This window comes from Ruegeria sp. AK4 (assembly GCF_056541025.1).
The window spans coordinates 37,553-63,189 of the sequence record NZ_JBQFXS010000011.1 but is presented as its reverse complement, the minus strand read 5'-3'; the positions used below and the strand labels follow the sequence as shown (position 1 = coordinate 63,189).

Below are 25,637 nucleotides of genomic sequence, written 5' to 3'. Positions count from 1 at the left end.
GGGCCATTTTGCCCTTGTTCACCCCGCGCGCCTCGCGGGCCTTGGCGTCTTTCTGACCTGTGCGACATGCCATAGGGCCATTCGCGCCACCTGCTGTTTCAGGTGCAGGCTCACTTTTGGCCCCGATCTCCTAACGGAGTGCTAAGACGCCCCGACCGGAAATTTCGGATTTGAATCAACCCGGTCGCTATGCCCGTTTTTCCAGCTTCGGTGCGCCGCGCACAGTGAACCCGCTGCGCTGCCCGTCGGCCCCGTAGGTGCTGAATTCCTGCCGAACCCGCCGCAGCTCGGCCATCCGGGCGGCAATGGCACGAATCCCGTCGGCAGCGCTGTTCAGCAAAGCCTGATTCCGTTCGACCTTTTTCTGCACCTGAATCAACTGTGCGCTGTCCCGCACCTGCAGATCGTTGATCGCGCCGATCAGCTTTTCCTTTTCCGGCACCATATGGGTCAGACGATCCAGGTCCCCATCGACAAGCGCCGTACGCTCGAGATCCAGCAATTCTTCCAGGGACTTTATCAGCGAGAGGTCGCGGTCAGCCGTCATCAGAGTTCTCCATCAGTGATTTGAAAATGACCTCGGACAGGCCGACGCCGCCGGATTGTGCCAGCTGCCGCGCCTGATGCTGCGCCAGAAAGGACGCGAACTGATCTTCGCCCGCCCCGCCACCAAATGCCTGGCGCGTTTTGCCCAAACCGGCGGATTTCAGCATTTCGCCCAGAAACGCGGCCTCAAGCTCAACCGCCGCTGCCCGCAGCTTGTCCGGGGGGGATGGCATTTGCGAAATCGGAGGGGGTGCGGAAACCTTCATTGCTTTCTCCGAAAATTGCATCGAACTTTTTCGATCAAAGGCGAAAGCAGTTAAAATAAACGTAACTTCCTGCGGTCAGGTTTGCGGTCAGACCAGATGGAGCCGGAGCAAAATGCCCAACCCTCTTACCCTGACACCCGCAGCGCCAGCCACGGCGGCAAAGCCCGCTGTCCTGCAACGGCACGACGGCGAGGCCGAAGTGTCCACAGATTTTCAGGGTGTTCTGACCTTGGTAACACTTACGGATTCTGCGGGACCCGGTGGGGAAACAGCCGTTCCTACCCATGCGGATGCCAATATCGAAGCGGCTGAGGTTGACGTCGAACCGGTTCCCGATGCGCTTGCCCAAACGCCTCCCGCCCCGGTCGAGGGCGCGGAGGGATCCGTGGCGGCATCTCAAATCAACAGTCAGGCCCCTGAGGTTCCGGTTGAAGCGAAGATGGTACATGACAAAGCCGGTCTGGCCATCTCGCAGACTGAGTCGCGTGCTGACATGCCCGTCGCTGCGCAGACTCAGCCTGCACCACCCCTCATCGCCGAACCGTCACACGCCAACGCTCCGCAAAAGGTTGAACTGGGTGTGGTGGGCAAGACGCCCCTTCCCATGGGAACGCCAGATGAACCTATCCCGGATATCGACGTCAGGCACGGCAACCCGCAGGCCTCTGCCACACCGGTCGAATCGCCCAAACCCGCCCTGCCGGTTCACCCCCCCACGGTCGCGCAGATGCAGCTAACCGCATCCATGAAATCCGCCGAAACAGAAGACGCACCGCAGGTTTCTGAAAGCGAAGGGCTTAACAACACCCGATCCGAGCAGTTGCTGCAGCTTACGCGAGACATCGCCCCGCAACCGAATGCGGCCTCGGCGATTGCGCGGGCGGAAATCTCGCGGGCTATCGCCGGTCAGATGGCGGCTGCGATCACCGCGCGGCCCGGGTCCGGCGCGGTCGAGATTGCCCTGAACCCCGAGGAGCTGGGGCGCGTGTCGATCATCATGAACGGACGCGATGACGGGTTGCATCTGGCGATCATGGCGGAACGGCCAGAGACGCTGGACCTGATGCGCCGACACATCGCGGTTCTGACGACCGAGTTGCAGAAACTGGGATTTGGCGACCTCTCGCTGGATCTGGGAACGCCGTCAGAGTCGCATCAAGACCAGCCCGACTCCCAGCCGGGACAGGTCATTGAAACGGAATTTGCCGAGGCCGGCGCGCCGACCTATCCGCAGCGCAGCACCCCGGCCACCGGTATTGATATGAGGCTTTAACACATGATCACGCCAACCCACTCTGTGCAGCCAGCCGCTCAGCCCGGCCCCGCGTCCAAAACCGCCGCGGTGACGTCAGATTTTGAGACGTTTCTGCTGATGATGACAACGCAGGCGCGGAATCAGGACCCGTTAGAGCCGATGGACGCTTCGGATTACGCATCGCAACTGGCGCAATTCTCGATGGTCGAGCAGCAGGTCCAGACCAACGACTTGCTGTCGTCCCTGGCCACGGCTCTGGGCAGCGTCAATCTTGCGGATCTTGGCAACTGGGTCGGCATGGATGTGCGCTCCGGTTCAGGGTTTCACTTTGACGGTACCCCGGTCACGCTGTTCGCCCAGCCCGACCCGACCGCCGATGAGGTCACGCTGGTCGTGCGCGACGATCAGGGGGATGAGGTCAGCCGCGCGACTCTGCCCGCAACCGACGCCGAATTTGTCTGGGCCGGTACGGATGCGCAGGGCAACCCTTTGCCTGTCGGCAATTACACGGCGACGCTGGAAAGCCATCGCAAGGATGAGCTTGTTTCCGAAGCCCCGGCAGCGGCCTATTCCAAAGTGATCGAAGCACAGATCGCCGAAGGGTCGGTGATCCTGACTCTGCAGGGCGGTCTGGCGGTTCAGGCCACCTCCGTCACTGGTGTCAGAACCGGCGCTTGATCTGTCAGGCAGGACGGGTCAAACCTTGGCAAATCCCGACTCGCTCGATTGGTAACTCCGCTGTCCGACCTGCCCGATCCACCGTCCGACCTGACCCGGCAACTTCTGTCGCGGGGGTTGGTGACCTCTGCCGTGAGGTTCGAAACACTCTATGGCGGGCGCACCAATCAGGTCTGGAAGGTTCTAGGCGAGGATGGCGACAAGGTCCTGAAACTCTATCGCACCGACCTGAGGAATCCGTTGTTCCGCAACGATGCCGAGCTTGAGGCCGGATGCCTGCAAGCGCTTGAACCCACCGGTTTTGTGCCGCGCCTGCGCGCGACGGGGCAATACCGGACCGATCACTGGGTTCTCTATGACCACGCGCCCGGATCGCCCTGGCGCGCAGGACCCGAGGCGGTGGGGGTCTTGCTGCGCAACCTGCATGCGCAACCGGTGTCGATGCCCCTGCCAAAAGCCTGCAATGGCAGCGAGGATCTGGCGGCGCACGGGCAGCGTATATTGGCGGATTGTACATCCGATACGTCCAAACCGCTTATGCATCAGCGCCCCGAAATTCATGTACCACCGGCTTCCGAGACCTGTCTGATCCACGGCGACCCCGTGGCGGGGAACATTCTGGTCTCAGACGACCGGCTGACCCTGATTGACTGGCAATGCCCGGCCAGGGGCGATCCGTGCGAAGACCTCGCGCTGTTTCTGTCCCCCGCGATGCAGCGCCTGTATCGCGGAACGCCTTTGAGCCCGGCGGAAATCCAGCAATTCCTGATGGCCTATGACAATGCCGAGGTTGTCTCTCGGTACCAAACTCTTCGCCCTTGGTTTGCCTGGCGCATGGCCGCCTATTGTCTGTGGCGGGCCGAGCGCGGCGCGGCAGATTATGCCGACGGTCTGCAACTGGAACTGGCGCTGATTTAGTCGCACTGTCACCTCAGATCAGCCAGCGCCATCAGGGCGTAGAGCGGTGGCATCAGTGCCCTGCGCCATCGGCCAAAGGGGAAACGCCGGGGCGGTTGCGTCATAGGCGCGGGCAGTTGGCTGTTCTGACCCAGCACCAGCCGCGCCAGGGCCCGCCCGCAATAGGTGCCCATCGCAACGCCGTTTCCGTGATAGGCAAACCCGGCAAACATCCCCGCCTGCCCGGGGACCGGCCCGACATAGGGCAGCAGATTGCCGGACAGGCACACCAAGCCCGACCACATATGCGTTGCCTCGACCCCGGACCACGCCGGGAACATGCGCCGGAAGTCCTGCTGAACCTTGCGCCGGATCGCGGCCTCAGAGGCCGGGGACGACCGCAACCCGCCGCGCATGCCGAACAGGAACCGCCCATCGGGCATCAGCCGGAAATAGTGCAGCAGATTGCGGGTGTCGTAACACATCTGACCCGAGGTCCAGCCCTGCGCCATCTGCTCGGCCGGGGTCAGGGGGCGCGTCACCAGAACCGTGGATTGGGCGGGCATGTAGCGACCGGACATCCAGGCCGGGATGTCTTCGCTGGAATAGCCGTTGGTGCAGATCAGAACCGTTTCAGCTGTAGCGCGACCTGTTGGTGTGCGCAGATCGAACCCCGACCCGCTTTTGTCGACCTTCAGAACCGGGCTTCTCTGAAACATCTCAGCCCCTTGAGATCGGGCCTCGCTGGCAAGACCGAATAGGTATTTTCGCGGGTTCAGGCCAAAGCCCACCGGCAGCGTGTAACCGCCGTGAAACGGCCCGCTCAGCCCCAGCGCTGGCAAGTCCTTTGCCGCGTGCAATGTGCCTGTTTCCTCTGCATCCCGGCGCAGCCTGTCCATTGCGCGCCGGGAATGGGCAAGCTGGGTTTCGCCCTGGGAATGGGTGTCGGCATCGATCCGATAGCGCGCCAGCAGATCGGAGACCAGATGCACGGCCTCCGCCTCGGCCCTCGCATAGCCTTCGCTAGCGACAGGCCCAACGCGGCGCGCCAGAGTTGCATGATCCAGCTTCGATCCACCCAGACAGCAAAACCCGCCGTTGCGCCCCGAGGCGCCCCAGCCCGGCGTTTCCGCCTCGAACACCGCGACCGAGGTCCCGCTTTCGGCCAGATGCAACGCAGCGGACAATCCGGTGAACCCGCCGCCGATTATGGCAGTATCTACGCGCAGATCGCCCTGATGGGTGGGCCAGTCGGGGCTGGCAATCGTCTCATCCCACCAGCACCCGTCGCGGGGGCCCGGACCATAGGTGTAGTCCGGGAAAATCCGCCTCATTCAGCGCGCGCGGCGGCCATCTCATCCTGCCGCTGGCGCACCATCGCGCGTTTTGTCACCAGCGATGCCGTGATCACGCCGACCGTGACAACCGCAATCATGATCGTGGAAAGCGCGTTGATCTCGGGACTGACCCCCAGACGCACGGCTGAGAATATCTTGATCGGCAGGGTCGTGGCCGACGGGCCCGAGGTGAAGGACGCGATCACCAGATCGTCCAGCGACAGGGTGAAGGCCAGCAACCAGCCCGAGATCACCGCCGGCGCGATGATCGGCAGCGTCACCAGCCGGAACGCCTGTGCCGGGGAACAGCCAAGGTCCAAAGCGGCCTCTTCCAGCGACTGATCAAAGGTCACAAGGCGCGAGGAGACGACAACCGAGACATAACACATGGAAAACGTCGTATGGGCCAGCACGATGGTCAGGATACCCCGGTCCAGCCCGATGCCGATGAACAGCAGCAGCAGCGACAGGCCGGTGATCACTTCGGGCATCACCAGCGGCGCGTAGATCATGCCGGAAAACAGCGTGCGGCCAAGGAACCGCCCGCCGCGCACCAGAACAAGCGCGGCGGCGGTGCCCAGAATGGTGGCCAGCGTCGACGAAAACACTGCCACGCGCACGGTCACCCAGGCGGCGTCCAGAAAAGCCTGATTCTGTACCACCTCGGCGTACCATTTGGTCGAGAAACCCGCCCAGACCGTCACCAGCTTGCTTTCGTTGAAGCTGAAGATGATCAGGATGATCATCGGGATATACAGAAAGGCAAAGCCCAGCGTCAGCGAGACCGTATTGAACCAGCTCAGCCTGTTCATTTCTCGGCCTCCGTCTGTTTCTGCTGGTTGCGCTGGAACAGCACGATCGGGATGATCAGGATCAGCAGCAGAACCACCGCCACGGCGCTGGCCACCGGCCAGTCGCGGTTCGAGAAGAACTCTTCCCACAGCACCTTGCCGATCATCAGCGTGCCGGACCCGCCCAGCAGTGACGGGATGACGAACTCACCGATTACCGGGATCATCACAAGGAAACAGCCCGCGATGATACCGGGGCGCGACAGCGGAATGGTCACAAGCCAGAACGCCTGCAGGCGAGAACAGCCCAGATCCTCGGCAGCCTCGATCAGTGAGCCGTCCATCCGTTCCAGCGCCGAGTAGATCGGCAGGATCATGAACGGCAAATAGGTATAGACGATGCCGATATAGACCGCCGTGTTGGTGTTCAGAATGGTCAGCGGGGTCGAGATGATCCCGGTCCACAGCAGGAACTGGTTCAGATAGCCTTCGTTCGACAGAATTCCCATCCACGCGTAGACGCGGATCAGGAACGAGGTCCAGAACGGCAGAATCACCAGCATCATCAGCGTCGGCCGCCACTCTTCCGGGGCGCGGGCCATGCCATAGGCGATGGGATAGCCGACCAGCAACGTGAAGAAGGTCGAGATCAGCGCGATTTTGACGCTGGACAGGTAGGCTTTCCAATACAGATCGTCCTCGGTCAGCCAGACGAAGCTTTCAAAGTCCAGCTGGCTGAAGAAATCCCGGATGCCCGCCCATCCCTGCGACAGGTCCAGCGTCGGGGTATAGGGCGGAATCGCCAGTTCGGTGTCCGACAGCGAAATCTTCAGGACGATGAAGAACGGCACCAGAAAAAGCGCCAGCAGCCAGACATAAGGAACGGCGATCAGCAGGGCGCGGCGCATCAGTCTGCCAGCAGGACCGCGGCGGTTGCTGTCCAGGACAGCCAGACCGGGTCTTCCCATGTAAAGGACCGGCGCGAGATACGGCGGGTATTGGCCGTTTGCGCCTTGATGATCGTGCCGTTTGCCAGTTCAACGTGGTAGGTGGACAGATTGCCCAAATAAGCGATGTCATGCACCTTGCCCTGAATGGCGTTGATCGCATCTGCCGGGCGGTCGACCGAGATCGTCACCTTCTCGGGCCGGATCGCCAGGTGGCAGGACTGGCCGTGCGACAGATCGGTTGCCGAGGTTGCGGTCAGCGGCGCCTGCCCCTCGGCCCAGTCGATCTGAAAGGTCTGTTCCCCGTTCGCCGTCGCGCGGCCTTGGATGATGTTCACGTCGCCGATGAAATCCGCCACGTAGACCGAGTTCGGGTTTTCATAAATACGATCCGGGGTGGCGACCTGCATCAGCCTGCCCTGATCCATCACCGCCACGCGGCTGGCGACAGTCATCGCTTCTTCCTGATCATGGGTGACGATGACAAAGGTGGTGCCGGTCTTTTCCTGAATATCCATCAGTTCGAACTGCGTATCCTGCCGCAGTTTCTTGTCCAGCGCGCCCAGCGGTTCGTCCAGCAACAGCAGCTTGGGTGCCTTGGCCAGCGACCGCGCCAGCGCCACCCGCTGCCTTTGCCCGCCGGAAATCTGGTGCGGTTTTCGGCGGGCGAACTGTTCCAGCCGGGTCAGGCGCAGCATTTCCTCGACCCGCTCTTCCAGGTCATGCTTGGGCATGTTGTCCCGGCGCAGGCCAAAGGCGATGTTGTCCCAGATGCTTAGGTGCGGGAACAGCGCGTAGGACTGGAACATCATGTTCACCGCCCGTTTGTTGGGCGGGATCGGGTCGATATCCTGCCCGGCCAGCAGAATATGCCCCTCGGTCGGGGTCTCGAACCCCGCCAGCATCCGCATCATGGTTGTCTTGCCGCAGCCCGAGGGCCCGAGCAGGGCGAAAAACTCGCGCTCGAAGATGTCCAGCGACAGGTTGTCGATTGCCGTGAACGCTCCGAAACGTTTGGTGACATTCTGGAACTGGATCAAGGGTTTCGCCTGTGGGTCGTCCCACGGCGCAAAAACGTCAGAGTTCAAAGCGGCCCCCGCATATCGGTCCGGACAGGAAAGGCGCGGGGCGTTGGCCGCCCCGCGCTGTCAGATCAGGTGCCTGACTTGATCTTGGTCCACATACGCGTCACGACGCGCTGCGTTTTCTGCGGATACGGGCCCTTGATATAGGTATTGTTCATGGCCTCTTCCGACGGGTAAATCGCGGGATCGCCGATCACGTCTTCCGACAAGAACTCCTGCGATGCCTTGTTGCCGTTGGCGTAGTAGACATAGTTCGAGGCCGCCGCCATGTTCTTAGCGTCCAGCATAAAGTCGATGAACTCATGCGCACCCTCGGGGTTCGGTGCATCCACCGGAACCGCCATCTGATCGAACCACATCTGCGAGCCTTCCTTGAACGCGTTATAGGCGATCTCGACTCCGTTATCGGCCTCGGCCGCGCGGTCGCGGGCCTGCAGGACATCGCCCGAGAAGCCAACCGCGACGCAAATATCGCCGTTGGCCAGCGCGTTGATGTATTCCGAGCTGTGGAACTTGTTCACGTAAGGCCGGACCGCCGCAAAGACCTCTTCCGCCTTGGCGATATCGTCCTTGTCATGGCTGTTGGGATCAAGACCCGCATAGACCATGGCCGCCGGAACCATCTCATCCGGGGCGTCCAGGAAATAGACCCCGCAGGATGCCAGCTTTTCCATATTCTCGGGGTTGAAGATCAGCTCCATCGAATCGATCGGCGCGTCTTCCCCCAGCACCTCTTTCACCTTGCCGACATTCACGCCCAGCCCGGTCGTGCCCCACATGTAATTGACCGAATGCTTGTTGTCCGGGTCGAACCGGGCCACACGCTCGGCGATGACGTCCCATACATTTCCGAAATTCGACAGCTTGGCCGCATCGATTTCCTGAAACGCGCCGGCCTTGATCTGACGGCTCATGAAGCTGCCGGTCGGCACCACCACATCATAGCCCGAGCCTCCGGCCAGCATTTTGGTTTCCAGAACCTCGTTGCTGTCGAACACGTCATAGATCAGGGTCAGGCCCGTCTCTTCCTCGAATTTCTGCAACAGGCCTTCGTCGATATAGTCGGACCAGTTGTAAACACGCACCTCTTCGGCAAAAGCCGCCGAAGTCCCCAATGCGATGACCGCTGTCATGGTCAGCGTTTTGATTGACATTTTGTTCTCCCTGCAAGTGTACGGGTATTTTCCCGTTTTTTTGGATTTGATCAAGTTTTGCGTTTTCCCCCGATCCCGCGTATGGTTTCACGAGGTCTGCCGTCTGACAAGTCAGGGGCAATTGAAACGGGACGAACCAATTGGATTTGATCAAAAATAAGGCACCGAAGACGCAGTCAGACAGCGAAAAACGCCCGGCGCATGAACAGGTGTACCAAACGCTCAGGTCGCAGATTCTGTTTGGCGAACTGGTGCCGGGCCAGCCGGTCACGATCCAGGGCCTGACTGATTCTCTGGGCGTTGGCATGACCCCTGTGCGCGAGGCGATCCGCAGGCTGATATCCGATGGCGCGCTGGTGTTTCAGGGCAATCGCCGGGTCAGCGTTCCGCTGTTGTCCGCCGAGGATGTCGAGCAGATGATTTTCGCCAGAAAGTCAATAGAATCAGAACTTTCCAGACGTGCCGCAGCCAATCTCAAACCCGCGGACATCGACCATCTGGAACGCATAGACACTCGTCTGGACCGCACCATTGCCGATGGCGATGTCAGCGGCTACCTGCGCCTGAACCAGTCCTTTCACGAAACGCTCTATGCCCATGCCAATGCCCCGATTCTCAGCGATCTTGCCGACCGTCTGTGGCTGCGTTTCGGCCCTTCGCTGCGCGTTGTCTGCGGTCGGGCCGGGACCCAAAGCCTGCCCGATAGGCACAAGGATATCATTCGTGCCCTGCGCGATGGCGATGCGGAAAAGGCGGCAAAGGCCACCGCTCAGGACATTCAGCAGGGGATGGAACTGATGGCCGAGGCACTGTCGCCAACCTAGGTAAACGCGATTCGATTGACAGTTATAAATTTGATCATATTGTGATCGCCAACCGCTTTTGCAGGAGGATCTCCGATGCCGACGATCACCAACCACATGCCAACCGCCGAATTGCAGGCGCTGGATGCGGCGCATCACCTGCATCCGTTTTCCACCAACGAAGAGCTCGACAAGGAAGGCGTGCGGGTGATCACCCGCGCCAAAGGCGTGTACCTGACCGACAGCGAAGGCGAAGAGATTCTGGATGCCATGGCGGGGCTCTGGTGCGTGAATATCGGCTATGGGCGGGATGAACTGGCAGAGGTGGCGGCACGCCAGATGCGCGAGCTTCCCTATTACAACACGTTCTTCAAGACCTCGCATGCGCCGGCCATCGCACTGGCCGCCAAGATTGCCGAACTGGCCCCGGGCGACCTGAACCACGTCTTTTTCGCCGGCAGCGGGTCCGAGGCGAATGACACCAATATCCGCCTTGTGCGCACCTACTGGGCCGAAAAGGGCCAGCCCGACAAGAACATCATCATCAGCCGCCACAATGCCTATCACGGCTCGTCGGTCGGTTCGGCCTCGCTGGGCGGAATGGCGGGGATGCATGCGCAGGGTGGCATTCCGATCCCGAACGTTCACCACATCAACCAGCCCAACTGGTGGGCCGAGGGCGGCGACATGTCGCCCGAAGAGTTTGGCCTGGCCCGCGCGCGCGAGTTGGAAGAGGCGATACAGGACCTCGGCGAAAACCGCGTCGCCGCCTTCATCGCGGAACCGGTGCAGGGCGCAGGCGGCGTGATCGTGGCGCCCGAGACCTATTGGCCCGAAATCCAGCGCATCTGCGACCAATACAACATCCTGCTGATCGCGGATGAGGTGATTTGCGGCTTTGGCCGCACCGGCAACTGGTTCGGGTCCCAGACCGTTGGCATCCGCCCGCATATCATGACCATCGCCAAGGGCCTGAGTTCGGGCTACGCGCCCATCGGCGGATCGATCGTGAACGACGAGATCGCCGAGGTGATCAGCGGCACCGAGTTCAACCACGGCTACACCTACTCCGGCCACCCGGTCGCCGCCGCCGTCGCGCTGGAAAACCTGCGCATCCTGGAAGAGGAAAATATCCTCGACCACGTCCGCAACGTCGCCGCGCCCTATCTTAAGAAAAAATGGGAGGCTCTGGCCGATCACCCTCTGGTCGGTGAGGCGAAAATCGTCGGCATGATGGCCTCGATCGCGCTGACCCCGGACAAGGCCAACCGCGCCAAATTCGCCTCCGAGCCCGGCACCATCGGCTATATCTGCCGCGAGCGCTGCTTTGCCAACAACCTGATCATGCGCCACGTGGGCGACCGCATGATCATTTCACCCCCGCTGGTCATCACCCCGGCGGATATCGACGAGATGTTCGTGCGGATCACCAAATCGCTGGACGAGGCGCAGGCCGAGATCAACGCACAGGGGTTGATGAAGGCGGCGGCGTAGGCGGCAGGGTTGGGAATTTGGACAGGGCGGCTTTGAGAGCCGCCTTTTTCTTTAGGAATTATTGGGGGACAGTGTCTGCTGTGAGTCCAATCCGGACATCGCGAAACATATCTGATACTCTGCCACTCAGTACCGGCTCCTTGAGGTTTCACTAATGGTCGATCTAGAAAATCTACTTGAAGTGCCCTTCAGAAAAGCGACGGAACGCGACCTTGAGCAAGTAATTCTTCTCGCCAAATACACAGTGCCGGGGTTCGTCGAACGACTTTGGCAAAGGTTGGCAGAAGAAGACGAAACAGCAGACGATTTTGGGCGCCGGGCACAAAGCGCATTCATCCATGAGGAAAACACAATTGTTGTGGAAGTTGAGGGTAAGTTGGTTGCGATGCTGATTTCCTATCCCATGGCGGAGACGCCAAACCCACACGTTCCCGGCATGGATGAAATGATACGACCCCTTATGAGATTGTTCTCGAAAGCCAAAGGGACATGGTATTTGCACGGTATCGCGACCTATCCAGAGTACTCAGGTCGCGGGTTTGGTTCCAGCCTGATGAATATCGCCGAAGAGCTTGGAAGGGGCGCCGGAAAATCGGGAATCAGCCTGGTAGTCATAGACAGCAATCATTCTGCGATAAATTTTTATGAGAGACACGGCTACACCAAAACTGCAACTGAACCTGTGGTTCGGAAGGGATGGGAAACGAATGCCAATAGGTGGCTCTTGATGGAAAAAGAGCTGTGCTGAAAGTGGTTTAGAAACGGTAACGTTAAGAAGTAAATCAATGAGGTCGATTGAAGCGGCCAGACCGGGAGTCATTCGACTAGCAACCCGTTTGTCCGCTTCGTCCCGCATGAGCAGGCTCATGCAAAAAGCAGACAACCCCTACCCCGTCACCGTAACCGCTCCAACACCTGCAAACTCACATACCCATCCGGCAACAGCCCCTGCGCCAGTTGGTATTCCCGCACCGCGTTGATCGTGTTCGGCCCGGTGCGCCCGTCGATGCCCTGCGTGTCGAAACCGGCCTCGGTCAGGCGGGTTTGCAGCTCTTTCTTCTCGGTGAAACTCAGAACCCGGTCGTCGCGCGGCCAGTTGGCCTGAAACGGGCTGTGGCCCGACAGGCGGTCGGACAGGTGGCCGATCCCGATGACGTAAGCATCGGCGCCGTTGTATTTCTCGATCACGCTGAAATTGTCGAAGATCATCAGCGCCACGCCCTGCCCCCCTGCAGGCAGCAGGATTGCGGCGCGGCCATGATCGGGAACCGGTTGGCCATGTGTTGACAGCACCCCGCGCTGTGCCCATTCCGACGGCATCAGCGTGACATCCCGGCGGGCGGCGGAATAGTCGAACCCCTCGGGCAGGCGCACCTCGACCCCCCAAGGCTGGCCCATGGTCCAGCCATGCCGCTGAAGATAGGCCGCTGCCGAGGCCAGCGCATCGGTCGGATCGTCCGACCAGATATCGCGCCGCCCGTCGCGGTCGAAATCCACCGCATGATCCAGATACGAGGTCGGCATGAACTGCGTGTGCCCCATCGCCCCGGCCCAACTGCCCACCATATCACCGGCGTTCACATCCCCGGCCTGAATGATGCGCAGGGCGGCGATCAATTGCGCCTCGAAGAATGACGCGCGGCGGGCATCAAAAGCCAGCGTCGCCAGCGCGCGGATGGTCTGGCTGCTGCCCCGGTAAGTGCCGAACGAGGTCTCGAGCCCCCAGATCGCCGTCACCACCTCTTTCTCGACGCCATACTGCGCTTCGATCTGCTCCAGCACCTGCCGATGTTGGCCCAGCGCGGCACGGCCATTTGCAACCCGTGTGTCCGAGACGGCGGCATCCAGATAGTCCCAGATCGGTTTTGAAAACTCAGCCTGATTGCGGTCGCGTTTGATGACATCGGTGTCATAGGTCAGGCCCGCCAGCGCCCGGGTCAGAATGGGCTGGGAAATCCCCTGCTCAACCGCGCGTCGCTGAAAGGCCCCCAGCCAGGCCTGAAACCGTGCGTTGCCCGCTGCTGCCACCTGCACCACCTTAGCCTTGGGTCGCGGAACCGGCCGGACCGAGACGGTAACATCCGCCGATGCCAGTTGTATTGAATCGAGTTGCCCGACCGGCGTATCTGTTGCCGGATTCGCCTGCACTATGGATGCCCATAATGCAGCGGTCATGACGCCGCTTATGCATTTACGCATTCCGAATTTCCTGATTACTGCTCAGGCGCAAGGGTAGCGCAAAATCGGCAAATCACAAAGCGCTCAGGTGGCGGTCTCGCGCTCTTGTGCTTGGCGTTCGTCGCGGATGCGGGCCAGCGCCTCGCGCAGCAGCGGCACGCGGTTGGGGCGAAAGCTTTGATCTGTCACCGACATTTCATCCATGCGGTCCAGCCGGAACACCCGGAAATCCTGCCGCAGATGACACCAGCTGAGCAGCACGTTCGAGCGGTCCATGTAGACGATGCTCAGCGGATCGACCCGCCTGCGCGTGGCGTCACCCTTTGCGTCGATATACGAGAACTCGATTGTGCGCTCATCCCAGGTGGCCTGCCGCAGGGACGCAACGTGAATTGTGGGCGCGGGCGGGCGGTTGAACCGGGTCGCGGCCAGCACTGCGTGGCTCAGCCTGTGCGACTGTCGCGGCGGCAAGCGCCCCTGCAGCTTGCGCAGCGCCGCGCTGGCCGCATCGGACAGCGCCGGGTCGCCGATCACCTGAACCTCGCGCAGGCCCAGCACCAGCGCCTCGAGCTCATCATCGGTGAAGCCCAGCGGCGGCAGGGTGGCGTCTTCGATCAGGGTGAAGCCAAACCCGGCCTCGCCATCAATGACGGCCCCCAGCCCGCGCAGCGCGTCGATATCACGGTGGATCGTGCGCGGCGACACGCTCAGATCCCCGGCCAGTTGCGCCGAGGTTTTCGGCGACGGGCCAGAGCGCAGGGCTTGCATCAGTTGGAACAGGCGGGCGGTGCGGGACATGATGCAGCCTAGCCTAACCCTGATGCCAGAAACTGTCATCAAGGTTTCGTACCCTAAAGGCACCCCAAATCACCGGAGCCACCCGATGCTGACCCTTCTCACCTACCCCGCCGCCTTTGGCCTGTTCAGCGCCAGCCCGTTCTGCGTCAAGACCGCGCTGATGCTGCAACATTCAGGCCAAAGCTGGCAGCGATCCGATCTGCTGGACCCCCGCAAGATGCCACATCAAAAGCTGCCGGTTCTGCGCACACCGGAACGGCTGGTGCCCGACAGCGATCTGATCCGCGACTGGCTGGAGCAGCAGGGCGCGAATTTCGATCAGGGCCTGACGGATGTGGAAAAGGCGCAATCGCGGGCTTTGGTTCGCATGGCCGAGGAACACCTGTATTTTCACATCGTTCTGGACCGCTGGGGCAATGATGAGGTCTGGCCGATCCTGCGCCAGACTTTCTTTAACGGCATTCCGGCCCTGATCCGCAAACCGGCCTCGGGCGCGATCCGGAAATCCGTTCTGAAAGGAGTAAGGACGCAAGGCATCGGGCGGTTTTCACTGGCCGAACGGCTGGAGCGGGTCGAGCGCGATCTCGAGGCGATCTCGGCCTATCTGTGGAAATCTCCGTTCCTGCTGGGGGATCAGCCGACCTCGGCCGATATGAGCGTCGGGCCGATGCTGGCCGCGATGCGCGCCACGCCCGCCGATACGCCGCTGACGCGGCGCATCAAACAGGATACCCTGCTGAACAGCTATATCGACCGGATGGAACAGGCTGTGCCGTTGTCATGACCGAATTTGACGATCCCGCCGTGGCCGCCGCCTTTGCGGCCTTGCCGCAGGACACCAGCGCCGGAGCCCTCGCCCTGCGCGACCTGATCCTTGCGACGGCTGAAACCCTGCCTGCGGCGCAACCCGTGCAAGAGGCCCTGCGCTGGGGCCAACCGGCCTATCTGGCCCCGAAAGGGTCGACAATCCGGCTGGGCGGGCACAAATCCGCGCGGTTCGCGCTGTTCGTCCACTGTCAGAGCCGGTTGATGGGCGATTTTACTTCGGCCTTCCCGGGCGAGGACCGGATTGACGGCAACCGCGCGGTGCTGTTCGACGACCCCGCGCAGATCGACGCCACGCGGCATGGCTGGCTGATCGCGCGGGCGCTGACCTATCACCTCTGACGGCGTTTGCGTTCGACCTTGCGCCTGATCTTGTCCTTCTTGCGCTTGGTACTGACCGCCTTGCGCCGCGTTGCCCGCTTGGCAGGCCCCCGTCCGCGCGGCAGGGCCTGATCGTCGATGGACAGCAGTTCCAGTTCCAGACCGCCGGTGACCGGCGTGGCCTCGGTCAGCCGCACGGTGACGCGCTGGCCGATGGCGATGACCAACCCGGTGTCTGACCCCATCAGCGTCCCGGCCTCGCGGTCGAAATGAAAGAACTCGCGCCCCAGCGAGCGTACTGGCACCAGCCCGTCCGCGCCGGTTTCATCCAACTTCACGAAGGCTCCGAAGCGGGCGATGCCGCTGATGCGGCCCGAGAATTCATTGCCCACCCGTTCGCTGAGATAGGCGGCCAGATAACGGTCGGTCGTGTCCCGCTCGGCCATCATGGATCGGCGTTCGGTGTCCGAGATATGGGTGGCGGTTTCGTCCAGCCGGGCGATTTCCTCCTCGGTCAGCCCGTCCTTGCCCCAGTCATGGGCCGAAATCAGCGCACGGTGAACGATCAGATCGGCATAACGGCGGATCGGGGACGTGAAATGCGCGTAGTTGCGCAGCGCCAGCCCGAAATGGCCGAAATTCTCGGGGTTATAGTACGCCTGCGCCATCGACCGCAGCGTGGTCAGGTTGATCAGTTCCGCATCCTCGGTCCCGGCTGCCGCATTCAGCAGCGCGTTCAGGTGCCGGGTTTGCAGCACCTGCCCTTTGGCCAGATTCAGCCCCGCCGCCTGCGCCGTTTCCCGCAGGCTCTCCAGCTTTTCTGGCGCGGGTTCTTCGTGCACGCGGAACAGCAGCGGGCGGCGCTTGGCGATCAGCGTCTCGGCAGCGGCGACATTGGCGAGGATCATGAACTCTTCGATCAGCTTATGGGCATCCAGCCGGTCGCGGAACGCCACGCTTTCGACATCGCCCTTGTCGCTGAGCACGATCTTGCGCTCGGGCAGGTCCAGTTCCAGCGGTTGCCGCACCCCCCGCGCCGTTTTCAGGGCAGCGTAAGCGGCGTAGAGCGGTTTCAGCACCGTCTCCAACAGCGGACCGGTGCGGTCGTTGGGATTGCCGTCGATGGCCTCCTGCACCTCGGCGTAATGCAGCGAGGCAGCGGATCGCATCAGGCCACGCACGAAGCGGTGACCGATCTTGTTGCCCTCGGCGTCGATCTGCATCCGCACGGCGATACAGGCGCGCGGAACGCCTTCGTGCAGCGAGCACAGATCACCCGACAGCCGATCCGGCAGCATCGGCACCACGCGGTCGGGGAAATAGCTGGAATTGCCCCGCTTGCGCGCTTCGCGGTCCAGCGCGGTGCCGGGTTGCACATAAGCGGCGACATCGGCGATGGCGACCCAGATCACATGGCCGCCGGGGTTCTTGGGATCGTCATCGGCATGGGCATAGCAGGCATCGTCATGATCCCGCGCATCCGCAGGGTCGATGGTCAGCAGCGGCATGTCCCGCAGGTCTTCGCGCCCCTTCAGGCCGACGGGCTTGGCCTTGTCGGCCTCGTCAATCACCTTGTCGGGGAAATCGTCGGGGATACCGTGCTGATGAATCGCAATCAGCGACACCGCCTTGGGGGCCGACGGATCGCCCAGCCGTTCCACAATGCGCGCGCGTGGCAGGCCCATGCGGTTTTTGGGGCCGGCCTGTTCGGCCTCGACCAGCTCACCGTCTTTCGCGCCCAGCACCGCGCCGTCATGGACCAGCCACTCGGTCGATCCGGTCTTGTCGATAGGCACGATCCGCCCGCCCTCGGCCCCTTTGCGGAAGATGCCGACGATCTTGCGCGGGTTGGTGCCGATGCGGCGGATCAGGCGGGCCTCGTAATTGTGGTCTTCCTCATGCACCACTGTCAGGCGCGCCAGAATGCGGTCGCCTTCGCCCAGTGCCGGATCGCTTGCGCGGGCGATGATCAGTACGATGGGCTCAACCCCCTCGCCATGCCACTCCAGAGGCCGGGCAAACAGGTCGCCATCGGCATTCGGCGCCTTGACCTGCAACACGCTGACCGGCGGCAGACGATCCGGATCGCGATAGCTGCGCTTGCGCTTTTCCAGATGCCCCTCGGCCTCAAGCTCGCGCAGGATGCGTTTCAGATCGATCCGGTCCGCGCCCTTGATGCCAAAGGCCTTGGCGATATCGCGTTTCGAGGTCAGGGTGGGGTTCGCCGAGATCCAGTCGAGGACCTCTTGCTTGGTGGGGATGCGAGTCATGTCTTCGGCCTAGCACGCGTGCGCGACCGCGTCATGACCAAAAAACCGCACGTTGGGTCAGCTGTGCAGATCGGCAACCGTATCGACGTCACGCAGTTGATCGACCGTCGTCACACGGCAGCCCGGGACCGAGGCCAGCGTGTCGGCCAGCGCATGTTCCGTCGACCAGCGCACATTAGCAAACAGCCCGGCGGGCAAGGCCCCGTAGCGCTGCGCGCCGACCAGCCAATAGCCGCCATCCTGCGCCGGGCCAAACACCAGTTGCGAAGGCCCCAAAGCATCGAAGGCCCGTGCGATATGCGCCCGCGTGATGCCGGGAATATCCGCACCGATCAGGCACACCGGCCCTTTTGGCGCGGCCCGCAGCATCCGCGCCATGCGCTGCCCCAGATCGCCCCGCCCCTGCGGCGCGCGGGGCAGGTCGGCGGGCCAGATCCGGCTGCTCAGCCCCTCGCGATCCGGCGACACCGCCAGCACGATCTGCCAGCGCGGGTCCCGCAATCGCCGGATCAGCGACCGGGCCTGCCTGCGAAACCACCAGGCCGCGCCGACCATGCCGATATCGCGCCCAAGCCGCGTCTTCACCCGGCCCGGGCGCGGTTCCTTGACCATGATCACCAAGGTACGCTGCATGGATCAGGCGAAATAATCCCGTAGAACCCGCGTATAGATCGCCTTGAGCTGCTCGATCTGCGCAACCTCGACGCATTCATCCACCTGATGCATGGTGCGGCCGACCAGACCGAATTCCACCACCGGGCAGTGGTCCTTGATGAAACGGGCATCCGAGGTGCCGCCGGTCGTCGACAGGTCGGGCTGCACCCCGGTTTCCGCCGTGACCGCCTGCGCCACCAGATCAGACAGCGGACCCGGCGGGGTCAGGAAGCTTTCGCCCGAGATTTTGATCCTTGTGTCGATTTTGACACCAAAGGCCTGCGCGGCCTGATCGGCCTCGGCCCGCAACCAATCGCTGAGGCCTGCGCCGGAATGCAGGTCATTGAACCGGATATTCACCGCCCCGCTGCACTGCGCCGGAATGACATTTGTCGCCGGGTTTCCGGTGTCCATCGTCACGACCGCCAGAGTGGATGCATCGAAATGATCGCTGCCCTGATCCAGTTCATGGCGGGCAAGCCGATCCATCAGCCGCGCCAAGGCGGGCAGAGGGTTCTTGGCACGATGCGGATAGGCCGAATGCCCCTGCACGCCCGTCACCGTGAACCACGCCGTCATCGAGCCGCGCCGTCCAATCTTCATCATTTCGCCCATCTCATTCGGGCAGGTGGGCTCGCCCACCAGACAAACAGACATGCGCTCACCCGCGTCCGCCATATGATCCAGCAAGGCGGTGGTGCCGTCCAACGCATCGCCTTCCTCATCCCCGGTTATCGTAAGGATGATCGCCCCGTCCGGCGGCGTGTCGCGGACGAAATCCACCGCCGCGGCGGCAAAGGCGGCCACGCCCGATTTCATGTCGGTGGTGCCGCGCCCATACATGACGCCGTCGTGCACTTCGGCCCCGAAGGGCGGCTTGGTCCATGCGGCCTCGTCCCCCACCGGAACCACATCGGTATGGCCGTTGAACCCAAAGGTGCGGGCATGCCCTTTCTGCCCCCAGCGCGCAAACAGGTTGCTGACGCCGCCACGGTCAACGCGGGTGCAGTCGAACCCGGCATCGGACAAAAGCGCCCCGAGCAGGACCAGGGCCCCGCCCTCGGCAGGTGTGACCGATGGGCAACGGATCAGGTCCGCCGTCAATTGAACTGGATCGGTCATCGGCGCGCCTTTCAGTCTGATTCCGCAGGGGTTCGCGCAGTGTTTCAACGAATTGGCCGGAATGCCAACCCCAACAATTCAAAAATCACGACCCTGTTTTGCCCGCATCCCGCATTGAGATCCCTGAAAAACATGGCGCTTTACCCCGCGACGACCTTGCCGCGCCTTGCCTGTTTGCGTTACAGGGCCGCGAAACAGGTGATGTTCCCATGACGCGCGTTTTCTTCGCATTGATCTGCCTGACTTTCGCCGCTCTTGCACAGCAAAGCCAGGCACAGTCCTTGTCGGTCACGACGGTGACACGCCCTCCGTTCTCCTATGTGGAAGACGGGGCCGAAACCGGCTTTTCGATGGATCTGCTGCAGGCGCTGGCCGAGGCGCTGAACTGGGATTACACGGTCAACCGCGTCGATGCCTTTGCCGACATGTTGAGCGCCGTTCAGGATGGCTCGGCGGATCTGGCGGTCGCAAATATCTCGATCACCGCATTGCGCGAAACCCAGATGGATTTCAGCCAGCCGATTTTCGAGGCCGGGCTGCAGATCATGGTGCCATCGGATGCGGTGCGCCGCCCGTCGCTGATGCAGGCGCTGCTGTCGCGCGAGCTGTTCATCGCCATCGGCCTTGCCTTCGCCATCCTGCTGGGCGGCGGCATGCTGATGTGGGGGTTCGAGCGCCGCGCCCAGCCCTATTTCGACCGTAAGCTGAACGAGGCCTGGTTTCCATCCTTCTGGTGGGCGCTGAACCTTGTCGTCAATGGCGGGTTCGAGGAACGTATGCCCCGCACCCCATTTGGCCGGCTGCTGGGTGTGGTGCTGGTGGTGTCGTCGCTGTTCATCGTGTCGGTATTCACCGCCCGCATCACCTCGGTCATGACGGTGGATGCGATCACCGGCAACGTGAATTCGGTGAACGACCTATACGGCAAAAACGTCGGCACGGTATCCGGATCGACGGCCGCGAATTTCCTGTCCCGGCGCGAGATCGAGTTCACCGGATATCCGGGTCTGGACCAGATGCTGGACGCCTTCAAAGCCGAGCAACTGGATGCCGTAGTGTTCGACGCGCCGATCCTGTCCTATTTCACCGCGCATGAGGGCCGCCGGATCGCATCGATGACCGGCGGCGTTTTCCTGCGCGAAAATTACGGCATCGCCTTCCCGACCGGATCGCCGCTGGTCGAAGATGTAAACCAGGCGCTGCTCGCCCTGCGCGAGGACGGCACCTATGACGAGATTTACCGCAAGTGGTTCGGCGCGCGGAACTAGGCCTTAGGTCTGATCTTCGAAAAACGGCGTCATCTGCGCCACGATGACCGCATTTTCATCCAGCGCGCGTTGCATCAGGTCACGCTCATCCGCGTCGATCTCGTGCCCCTGCGCCTCACGCTCGGCCAGGGTGCCGTAGCCGGTCACATCCAGCGGCGCGGTATCGGCCTGTTTCAGGATCGCAACGGTTTCGCGCACGGCCTCGGCCTCATCCACACCGCTGGCATAGCAGATCAGCGCAGCCCCCGTGGCCCCGTCGGGCAGGCCATCGCCATCCTTGCGGCCCACCTGGACCAAAAGGGTATAAACTTGCTGACGCGAGGGTTTCTTTTGCTTTTCCATGGCGCTTGCCTTACGCGCGCCACCCAAAGGGGTCAACCAAATCCGTCCGCCGGACTTGGACATGAATCTGACGATGCACATGATTGGGCGTTTGGTGAAAGCGTCTGCGGAGCAAAATGGAATCGCCCCAAGTCATCCGATCTTCGCCTTCTCGAATTAAGTGAATCATGTGGTCCAAAATTACCTTAAGTTGATTCCGGCATATTTTTGCCACAGTTTCGCCACATTTCGGCCAATTTTCGCTTGAGGCGCAGCACGCTCACCGTTCCGTTTCGGCGTCCCATAACGAGACCTAGGCTGACCGCACTAGCAAAGTCATTTTTTTACAGGGGAAAATTCAATGAGTATCTTGTCCAAACTTATGACTACCACGGCAAGTGTGATTGTTCTGGCCGGTGCGCCGGCTGTTGCCGTTCTATCTTTTGTTTCGGTGGACGCGGCATTCGCTCAGGAGAGCGGAAACGAAGGCGGCGAGACCGGTGGCGGAGGCGAAACCGGCGGCGGCGATGAAAACGAGGGCAGTGATGACTCCGGCGGCGGCGATGAAGGCAGCGACGACTCCGGTGGAGGCGACGAAGGCAGTGATGACTCCGGTGGCGGTGATGAAGGCAGCGACGACTCCGGCGGCGGCGATGAAGGCAGTGATGACTCCGGTGGCGGTGATGAAGGCAGCGACGACTCCGGCGGCGGCGATGAAGGCAGCGACGACTCCGGCGGCGGCGATGAAGGCAGCGACGACTCCGGTGGAGGCGATGAAGGCAGCGATGACTCCGGTGGCGGCGATGAAGGCGGCACCGAAGGTCCGGATGAATCCGGCGACAGCGAAACCGGAAGTGATGACAGCAACGACGATGGCGAAGGCGGCGGCGGCAACGGAACGGAAGACGGTTTTGGCCGTGGCGTTGATGGCGAAACGCCAGCCGTCGTAGTCCAGTAACCGCGCGTCCAACGCCGGAAAACCCGCACCCCGGTCCCGATTGCCGGAGGGAGGTCGCGATCACATAGCGTAACTTCGGGGGTTTGAAACTTAAGAAAGGCCGAGGGTCCGACCCTCGGCCTTTTTTTGAGTTGTCGTCTGCCTCACCGCATCCAACGGGCTTCTGAACCACCTTGCGCTATGCGTCGCGCCACCGGTCGATCGGACGCAAGCGCGTCACGGCGTCGATATTGATGCGGGCCAAAGACGGACTCAGTCCCGCAGCAACTCGTTGATACCGGTTTTCGAGCGGGTCTTTTCGTCCACGCGCTTCACGATCACCGCGCAATACAGGCTGACGTTGTTCTTCGACGGCATCGAGCCCGCGACGACCACCGAATAGGGCGGCACTTCGCCATACATCACTTCACCGGTTTCGCGGTCGACGATCTTGGTGGATTTGCCGATGAACACACCCATGCCCAGAACCGAGCCTTCGCGGACGATGCAGCCTTCGACCACCTCGGACCGCGCGCCGATAAAGCAATTGTCCTCGATGATTGTGGGGCCTGCCTGCATCGGCTCCAGCACGCCGCCGATGCCAACGCCGCCCGACAGGTGCACGTTCTTGCCGATCTGCGCGCAGGACCCCACGGTGGCCCATGTGTCAACCATGGTGCCCTCGTCCACATAGGCGCCGAGGTTGACGAAAGACGGCATCAGCACCACGCCCGGTGCGATAAAGGCGGATTTGCGGACCACGCAGTTCGGCACCGCACGGAACCCGGCAGCTTGCCATTGGTTCTCGCCCCAACCGGCGAACTTGCTGTCGACCTTGTCCCACCAGCCACCGGCCTGAGGGCCGCCGTTGTGGATTTCCATATCCTTGATGCGAAAGCCCAGCAGGACCGCTTTCTTCGCCCACTGGTTCACATGCCAGTCGCCGCTGTCCTGCTTTTCCGCGACCCGCAGCGAACCACTGTCCAACGCGTTCAGCGTATCTTCGATCGCCTCGCGCGTTTCGCCGGTGGTTGCGGGTGTGACGGTGTCGCGCGCCTCCCAGGCGGCTTCGATGGCGGCTTCCAGTTGCGCGTTGGACATTGTGCTACTCCCTGCAGAATCTGTTCGCGTTGGTGTGGCCTATACGCAAGCCGGGTCAATGACGCAATGCGACGTAGGTGGTGCGATTTGCGGCCAGAGCGGGGCGCGATCAGCTTGCCCGGCGGATATGGCGCGCAAGAATGGCCGCGGCGGTGGCCGTGTCCTTGCGTTTGAGCGCCTGCACCAGCGCCGCATGATCCGTATCCGTCCGCTGCGTCCATCTGGGCCGCCAGAACGCAAACAGATGGCGGGCGCTGGCGATGTGCAGATCGTCGATGGCGTGCAGCAGACGCGGCAACCTGCAGGGGGTCAGAATGGCGCGGTGAAACGCCCGGTTTTTCGCCTCCCATAGCGGCATGGTTTCGGCGGCGTCACAGGCGACCCGGGCGTCGTCGATCAGCTTCAGATCGGCGGGGGTCAGGTTCTGCACCGAATGCTGCAGCGCCAGTGATTCCAGCGCCACCCGCATCTCGATCACCTCGCGTATCTCGGCCGGGTCCAGCGCAGTGACGCGCATGCCGCGGCGCGGCTCGCTTTGGGCAAGGCCGTGCGCCTCGAGCCGCAGCAAAGCCTCGCGCACGGGCACGTGGCTGGTGTCAAAGGCTTTGGCGATATGATCCTGACGCAGCTTTTCCCCGGCGCTCAGGTCGCCGGTGATAATCTGCTGGCTTAGGCTTTCGTAGATCGTGTCGGCGATTGTTGCGTTCATAGATTATAGATAAAATCGATAACCCGTTTCCACAACCCGATAAATCACGCGGCAAACGGGTCCGGCGCGATGTTCCCGCCGCAGACCAGAACCGCCACGCGTTCCCCCGGCTGCGGCTGATACGCGCCCGAGGTCAACGCCGCCAACGCGGCGGCCCCGGCGGGTTCGACCAGAATCCGATGCGCCTGCCACAGGGCCGTTTGCGCCTGTGCAATCGCACTGTCCGGGACCAGAACCGAGGTCATCCCCTGCGCCAGATCGAAACAGATCGACCCGATACGCCGCGCGCCCAGCGCATTTGCCGCGATCCCCGACACCGAAACGTCTACCGGTTCACCGGCGCTCAAAGCGGCGTGCAAGGCGCAGGAGGTCTCGGGTTCAACCGCCACAACCTTGCGCGCGCCCTGCAGCCAGGCCAGAGCGCCCGCGATCAAACCGCCGCCGCCGACGGCCACCAGAACAGTGTCGGCCTGCAGTCCCTGAGCCTCCCACTCGGCAAAACAGGTGCCCTGTCCGGCCACGGTGGCGGGGGCGTCATAGGCATGGATCTGCATCGCGCCGGTTGCGTCCTCATGCGCCTGCGCTGCGGTCAATGCGTTGGCATATTCGCCCGGCACCACGCTGAGATCCGCGCCGGTCTGTCTGATCAGCGCAATCTTCGACGGACCAGCCAGTTCCGGCACAAAAATCTTGGCCGGATGGCCCAGCGCCCGCGCCGCATAAGCCGCCGCCGCGCCGTGATTGCCACCTGATGCGGCGACCACCCCCGCCTTTGGCACCTCGGAACTGAGCAACGTGTTGAACGCCCCGCGCGCCTTGAAACTGCCGGTGTGCTGCATGTGTTCCAGCTTCATCTCGACCGGAAAGCCCAGCATGTGGCTTACGATCACCGGCGTCACCTGCGCGCAGCCGTCGATGCGGCCCTGCGCGGCGGATATTTCTGTCTTCCAATCCATTCTTGTCTTTCCGTGACTGGCACTCTGCCCGCGAACCCTATAGCTGTTTTGTCGACACGCAAGCAGGGAACCATCACCGATGAGAGAAGACCGCCTCAGCCCCTTCCGCGACGCGCAGACCGACCGGTCCACCGCGAGCGAGGTGCCGGACACGCCGCAAACCCGATCCTCGGCCTATCGCCTTGCCTTTGCGGATGACGATTTCCTGTGCCGGGACGAGCTGCGCCCGGTGCGCCTGCAGCTGGAACTGCTGAAGCCCGAGATGATCATGTCCGAACGGCAGATCACCTCGACCATCGTGATGTTCGGCGGCGCGCGCATCCCCGAGCCGTCGCAGAAACACACCGCGCGCACCGAAACGCTGGCCGGTCTGTCCGCCTATTACGACGAGGCGCGCGAATTTGCCCGGCTGATGACCGAGAAATCCAACGAAACCGGCGGCCGCGAGAACGTGATCGTCACCGGCGGCGGCCCCGGCGTGATGGAGGCCGGGAATCGCGGCGCACAGGATGCGGGCGGCTGCTCCATCGGGCTGAACATCGTGCTGCCGCATGAGCAGGCGCCGAACCTTTATGTGACGCCCGAGCTCAGCTTCAATTTCCACTATTTCGCCATCCGCAAGATGCATTTCCTGATGCGCGCCCGCGCCATCACCATCTTCCCCGGCGGCTTCGGCACCATGGACGAGCTGTTCGAGTCGCTGACCCTGATCCAGACCGGCCGGATGGAACGCGTGCCCTTCCTGCTGTTTGGCCGCGCCTTCTGGGAAAAGGTCATCAACTGGGAGGCGCTGGCCGATGCGGGCACGATCTCGGACGAAGACCTTGACCTCTTCCGCTTTGTCGACACCGCCCAGCAGGCCGTCGATATCATTGAAAATTGGGAACCCGCGCCTGCGCGCGATGAAATACCGGGACGCTGAGA

The 25,637-nt window shown here is 62.2% G+C and carries 27 protein-coding genes; 10 read left to right on the top strand and 17 right to left on the bottom strand.

Annotated features, from left to right (window positions below; translation table 11 throughout):
* Window positions 1-187: 187 nt before the first annotated feature.
* Window positions 188-547: a flagellar biosynthesis protein FlgN gene (locus ACR0EZ_RS17865; protein ID WP_480615640.1), complete on the bottom strand. Its 360-nt coding sequence runs from the start codon at window positions 545-547 to the stop codon at window positions 188-190.
* Window positions 537-812 carry a rod-binding protein gene (locus ACR0EZ_RS17860; RefSeq protein ID WP_480615638.1) on the bottom strand — a complete coding sequence of 92 codons (276 nt, stop codon included), beginning with the start codon at window positions 810-812 and terminating at the stop codon, window positions 537-539. Before ACR0EZ_RS17860 ends, ACR0EZ_RS17865 begins: the two co-directional genes overlap by 11 nt.
* A 112-nt stretch (window positions 813-924) precedes the next feature.
* On the opposite strand from ACR0EZ_RS17860, the gene ACR0EZ_RS17855 reads away from it, so the two are divergent.
* From ACR0EZ_RS17855 to ACR0EZ_RS17845, 3 genes are read left to right on the top strand one after another with little or no spacing between them, the layout of a single operon-like run.
* Window positions 925-2,085: a flagellar hook-length control protein FliK gene (locus tag ACR0EZ_RS17855; RefSeq protein ID WP_480615636.1), complete on the top strand. Its 1,161-nt coding sequence runs from the start codon at window positions 925-927 to the stop codon at window positions 2,083-2,085.
* A 3-nt stretch (window positions 2,086-2,088) separates the two neighbouring features.
* Window positions 2,089-2,745, top strand: a complete 657-nt coding sequence (locus tag ACR0EZ_RS17850) for a flagellar hook capping FlgD N-terminal domain-containing protein (protein WP_480615634.1) — start codon at window positions 2,089-2,091, stop codon at window positions 2,743-2,745.
* Window positions 2,746-2,793: 48 nt separating this feature from the next.
* On the top strand, window positions 2,794-3,663 hold the full coding sequence (locus ACR0EZ_RS17845; RefSeq protein WP_480615632.1) for a phosphotransferase: 870 nt from the start codon (window positions 2,794-2,796) through the stop codon (window positions 3,661-3,663).
* A gap of 8 nt (window positions 3,664-3,671) precedes the next feature.
* On the opposite strand, the gene ACR0EZ_RS17840 is transcribed toward ACR0EZ_RS17845, so the two are convergent.
* The 5 genes from ACR0EZ_RS17840 to ACR0EZ_RS17820 form a co-directional block, all read right to left on the bottom strand.
* Window positions 3,672-4,976: an NAD(P)/FAD-dependent oxidoreductase gene (locus ACR0EZ_RS17840; RefSeq protein ID WP_480615630.1), complete on the bottom strand. Its 1,305-nt coding sequence runs from the start codon at window positions 4,974-4,976 to the stop codon at window positions 3,672-3,674.
* Window positions 4,973-5,791 (bottom strand): ABC transporter permease, encoded by an 819-nt coding sequence (locus tag ACR0EZ_RS17835; RefSeq protein ID WP_480615628.1) that lies wholly within the window; start codon window positions 5,789-5,791, stop codon window positions 4,973-4,975. The genes ACR0EZ_RS17840 and ACR0EZ_RS17835 overlap by 4 nt, the downstream gene beginning before the upstream one ends.
* Window positions 5,788-6,678, bottom strand: coding sequence for an ABC transporter permease subunit (locus tag ACR0EZ_RS17830; protein ID WP_480615626.1), 891 nt, complete (start codon window positions 6,676-6,678; stop codon window positions 5,788-5,790). The genes ACR0EZ_RS17835 and ACR0EZ_RS17830 overlap by 4 nt, the downstream gene beginning before the upstream one ends.
* The gene (locus tag ACR0EZ_RS17825; RefSeq protein ID WP_480615624.1) at window positions 6,678-7,805 is read right to left on the bottom strand and encodes an ABC transporter ATP-binding protein; all 1,128 of its coding nucleotides are present in this window, start codon (window positions 7,803-7,805) and stop codon (window positions 6,678-6,680) included. The genes ACR0EZ_RS17830 and ACR0EZ_RS17825 overlap by 1 nt, the downstream gene beginning before the upstream one ends.
* A gap of 65 nt (window positions 7,806-7,870) precedes the next feature.
* Window positions 7,871-8,956 carry a polyamine ABC transporter substrate-binding protein gene (locus tag ACR0EZ_RS17820; RefSeq protein ID WP_480615622.1) on the bottom strand — a complete coding sequence of 362 codons (1,086 nt, stop codon included), beginning with the start codon at window positions 8,954-8,956 and terminating at the stop codon, window positions 7,871-7,873.
* Between the two features lie 140 nt (window positions 8,957-9,096).
* Here ACR0EZ_RS17820 and ACR0EZ_RS17815 point away from each other — a divergent pair, with 140 nt between their 5' ends.
* The 3 genes from ACR0EZ_RS17815 (at window position 9,097) to ACR0EZ_RS17805 (ending at window position 12,001) form a co-directional block, all read left to right on the top strand.
* The gene (locus ACR0EZ_RS17815) at window positions 9,097-9,780 is read left to right on the top strand and encodes a GntR family transcriptional regulator (RefSeq protein ID WP_480615620.1); all 684 of its coding nucleotides are present in this window, start codon (window positions 9,097-9,099) and stop codon (window positions 9,778-9,780) included.
* Window positions 9,781-9,855: 75 nt separating this feature from the next.
* Window positions 9,856-11,253, top strand: a complete 1,398-nt coding sequence (locus tag ACR0EZ_RS17810; protein WP_480615618.1) for an aspartate aminotransferase family protein — start codon at window positions 9,856-9,858, stop codon at window positions 11,251-11,253.
* Between the two features lie 154 nt (window positions 11,254-11,407).
* Window positions 11,408-12,001 (top strand): GNAT family N-acetyltransferase, encoded by a 594-nt coding sequence (locus ACR0EZ_RS17805; RefSeq protein ID WP_480615616.1) that lies wholly within the window; start codon window positions 11,408-11,410, stop codon window positions 11,999-12,001.
* A gap of 146 nt (window positions 12,002-12,147) precedes the next feature.
* Here the strand turns inward: ACR0EZ_RS17805 and ACR0EZ_RS17800 are convergent, their stop codons facing one another.
* Window positions 12,148-13,452 carry a lytic murein transglycosylase gene (locus ACR0EZ_RS17800; RefSeq protein ID WP_480615614.1) on the bottom strand — a complete coding sequence of 435 codons (1,305 nt, stop codon included), beginning with the start codon at window positions 13,450-13,452 and terminating at the stop codon, window positions 12,148-12,150.
* A 63-nt stretch (window positions 13,453-13,515) separates the two neighbouring features.
* Entirely contained in the window at window positions 13,516-14,229 is a 714-nt protein-coding gene (locus ACR0EZ_RS17795) for a helix-turn-helix transcriptional regulator (protein WP_480615612.1), read from the bottom strand.
* Between the two features lie 85 nt (window positions 14,230-14,314).
* On the opposite strand from ACR0EZ_RS17795, the gene ACR0EZ_RS17790 reads away from it, so the two are divergent.
* Window positions 14,315-15,013: a glutathione S-transferase family protein gene (locus ACR0EZ_RS17790; RefSeq protein WP_480615610.1), complete on the top strand. Its 699-nt coding sequence runs from the start codon at window positions 14,315-14,317 to the stop codon at window positions 15,011-15,013.
* A complete protein-coding gene (locus tag ACR0EZ_RS17785; protein WP_480615608.1) occupies window positions 15,010-15,396 on the top strand; it encodes a DUF1801 domain-containing protein in 387 nt (128 codons plus the stop codon). The genes ACR0EZ_RS17790 and ACR0EZ_RS17785 overlap by 4 nt, the downstream gene beginning before the upstream one ends.
* On the opposite strand, the gene rnr is transcribed toward ACR0EZ_RS17785, so the two are convergent.
* Genes rnr through dapE form a run of 3 tightly spaced genes read right to left on the bottom strand, consistent with a single transcriptional unit; the run spans window position 15,387 to window position 19,421 of the window.
* On the bottom strand, window positions 15,387-17,645 hold the full coding sequence (gene rnr, locus ACR0EZ_RS17780) for a ribonuclease R (RefSeq protein ID WP_480615606.1): 2,259 nt from the start codon (window positions 17,643-17,645) through the stop codon (window positions 15,387-15,389). The two genes, ACR0EZ_RS17785 and rnr, sit on opposite strands and share 10 nt — an antisense overlap.
* Before the next feature lie 57 nt (window positions 17,646-17,702).
* A complete protein-coding gene (locus ACR0EZ_RS17775; RefSeq protein WP_480615604.1) occupies window positions 17,703-18,278 on the bottom strand; it encodes a TIGR04282 family arsenosugar biosynthesis glycosyltransferase in 576 nt (191 codons plus the stop codon).
* A gap of 3 nt (window positions 18,279-18,281) precedes the next feature.
* A complete protein-coding gene (dapE, locus tag ACR0EZ_RS17770; RefSeq protein ID WP_480615602.1) occupies window positions 18,282-19,421 on the bottom strand; it encodes a succinyl-diaminopimelate desuccinylase in 1,140 nt (379 codons plus the stop codon).
* A 209-nt stretch (window positions 19,422-19,630) separates the two neighbouring features.
* Here dapE and ACR0EZ_RS17765 point away from each other — a divergent pair, with 209 nt between their 5' ends.
* Window positions 19,631-20,689, top strand: a complete 1,059-nt coding sequence (locus tag ACR0EZ_RS17765) for a transporter substrate-binding domain-containing protein (RefSeq protein WP_480615600.1) — start codon at window positions 19,631-19,633, stop codon at window positions 20,687-20,689.
* A 3-nt stretch (window positions 20,690-20,692) separates the two neighbouring features.
* Here ACR0EZ_RS17765 and ACR0EZ_RS17760 read toward each other — a convergent pair whose 3' ends face one another.
* From ACR0EZ_RS17760 to ACR0EZ_RS17740, 5 genes are all read right to left on the bottom strand, one after another.
* Window positions 20,693-21,031 carry a hypothetical protein gene (locus ACR0EZ_RS17760; protein WP_480615787.1) on the bottom strand — a complete coding sequence of 113 codons (339 nt, stop codon included), beginning with the start codon at window positions 21,029-21,031 and terminating at the stop codon, window positions 20,693-20,695.
* Between the two features lie 415 nt (window positions 21,032-21,446).
* Window positions 21,447-21,980, bottom strand: coding sequence for a hypothetical protein (locus tag ACR0EZ_RS17755; RefSeq protein ID WP_480615598.1), 534 nt, complete (start codon window positions 21,978-21,980; stop codon window positions 21,447-21,449).
* A gap of 240 nt (window positions 21,981-22,220) precedes the next feature.
* Window positions 22,221-23,048 carry a 2,3,4,5-tetrahydropyridine-2,6-dicarboxylate N-succinyltransferase gene (gene dapD, locus ACR0EZ_RS17750; RefSeq protein ID WP_480615596.1) on the bottom strand — a complete coding sequence of 276 codons (828 nt, stop codon included), beginning with the start codon at window positions 23,046-23,048 and terminating at the stop codon, window positions 22,221-22,223.
* Window positions 23,049-23,157: 109 nt separating this feature from the next.
* Window positions 23,158-23,757 (bottom strand): GntR family transcriptional regulator, encoded by a 600-nt coding sequence (locus ACR0EZ_RS17745; protein WP_480615594.1) that lies wholly within the window; start codon window positions 23,755-23,757, stop codon window positions 23,158-23,160.
* A gap of 44 nt (window positions 23,758-23,801) precedes the next feature.
* Complete coding sequence (locus tag ACR0EZ_RS17740; protein ID WP_480615592.1) at window positions 23,802-24,713, bottom strand: threonine/serine dehydratase; 912 nt, start codon at window positions 24,711-24,713, stop codon at window positions 23,802-23,804.
* Window positions 24,714-24,792: 79 nt separating this feature from the next.
* Here ACR0EZ_RS17740 and ACR0EZ_RS17735 point away from each other — a divergent pair, with 79 nt between their 5' ends.
* A complete protein-coding gene (locus ACR0EZ_RS17735; RefSeq protein WP_480615590.1) occupies window positions 24,793-25,635 on the top strand; it encodes an LOG family protein in 843 nt (280 codons plus the stop codon).
* The last annotated feature ends 2 nt before the right edge of the window (window positions 25,636-25,637 follow it).

Coding starts and splice junctions, on each gene's coding strand:
- dapE (WP_480615602.1), bottom strand. CDS start 19,421: ATGACCGATCCAGTTCAATTGACGGCGGACCTGATCCGTTGCCCATCG.
- rnr (WP_480615606.1), bottom strand. CDS start 17,645: ATGACTCGCATCCCCACCAAGCAAGAGGTCCTCGACTGGATCTCGGCG.
- ACR0EZ_RS17740 (WP_480615592.1), bottom strand. CDS start 24,713: ATGGATTGGAAGACAGAAATATCCGCCGCGCAGGGCCGCATCGACGGC.
- ACR0EZ_RS17800 (WP_480615614.1), bottom strand. CDS start 13,452: ATGCGTAAATGCATAAGCGGCGTCATGACCGCTGCATTATGGGCATCC.
- ACR0EZ_RS17805 (WP_480615616.1), top strand. CDS start 11,408: ATGGTCGATCTAGAAAATCTACTTGAAGTGCCCTTCAGAAAAGCGACG.
- dapD (WP_480615596.1), bottom strand. CDS start 23,048: ATGTCCAACGCGCAACTGGAAGCCGCCATCGAAGCCGCCTGGGAGGCG.
- ACR0EZ_RS17735 (WP_480615590.1), top strand. CDS start 24,793: ATGAGAGAAGACCGCCTCAGCCCCTTCCGCGACGCGCAGACCGACCGG.
- ACR0EZ_RS17795 (WP_480615612.1), bottom strand. CDS start 14,229: ATGTCCCGCACCGCCCGCCTGTTCCAACTGATGCAAGCCCTGCGCTCT.
- ACR0EZ_RS17810 (WP_480615618.1), top strand. CDS start 9,856: ATGCCGACGATCACCAACCACATGCCAACCGCCGAATTGCAGGCGCTG.
- ACR0EZ_RS17775 (WP_480615604.1), bottom strand. CDS start 18,278: ATGCAGCGTACCTTGGTGATCATGGTCAAGGAACCGCGCCCGGGCCGG.
- ACR0EZ_RS17745 (WP_480615594.1), bottom strand. CDS start 23,757: ATGAACGCAACAATCGCCGACACGATCTACGAAAGCCTAAGCCAGCAG.
- ACR0EZ_RS17835 (WP_480615628.1), bottom strand. CDS start 5,791: ATGAACAGGCTGAGCTGGTTCAATACGGTCTCGCTGACGCTGGGCTTT.
- ACR0EZ_RS17785 (WP_480615608.1), top strand. CDS start 15,010: ATGACCGAATTTGACGATCCCGCCGTGGCCGCCGCCTTTGCGGCCTTG.
- ACR0EZ_RS17855 (WP_480615636.1), top strand. CDS start 925: ATGCCCAACCCTCTTACCCTGACACCCGCAGCGCCAGCCACGGCGGCA.
- ACR0EZ_RS17830 (WP_480615626.1), bottom strand. CDS start 6,678: ATGCGCCGCGCCCTGCTGATCGCCGTTCCTTATGTCTGGCTGCTGGCG.
- ACR0EZ_RS17840 (WP_480615630.1), bottom strand. CDS start 4,976: ATGAGGCGGATTTTCCCGGACTACACCTATGGTCCGGGCCCCCGCGAC.
- ACR0EZ_RS17850 (WP_480615634.1), top strand. CDS start 2,089: ATGATCACGCCAACCCACTCTGTGCAGCCAGCCGCTCAGCCCGGCCCC.
- ACR0EZ_RS17790 (WP_480615610.1), top strand. CDS start 14,315: ATGCTGACCCTTCTCACCTACCCCGCCGCCTTTGGCCTGTTCAGCGCC.
- ACR0EZ_RS17860 (WP_480615638.1), bottom strand. CDS start 812: ATGAAGGTTTCCGCACCCCCTCCGATTTCGCAAATGCCATCCCCCCCG.
- ACR0EZ_RS17760 (WP_480615787.1), bottom strand. CDS start 21,031: ATGGAAAAGCAAAAGAAACCCTCGCGTCAGCAAGTTTATACCCTTTTG.
- ACR0EZ_RS17865 (WP_480615640.1), bottom strand. CDS start 547: ATGACGGCTGACCGCGACCTCTCGCTGATAAAGTCCCTGGAAGAATTG.
- ACR0EZ_RS17765 (WP_480615600.1), top strand. CDS start 19,631: ATGACGCGCGTTTTCTTCGCATTGATCTGCCTGACTTTCGCCGCTCTT.
- ACR0EZ_RS17820 (WP_480615622.1), bottom strand. CDS start 8,956: ATGTCAATCAAAACGCTGACCATGACAGCGGTCATCGCATTGGGGACT.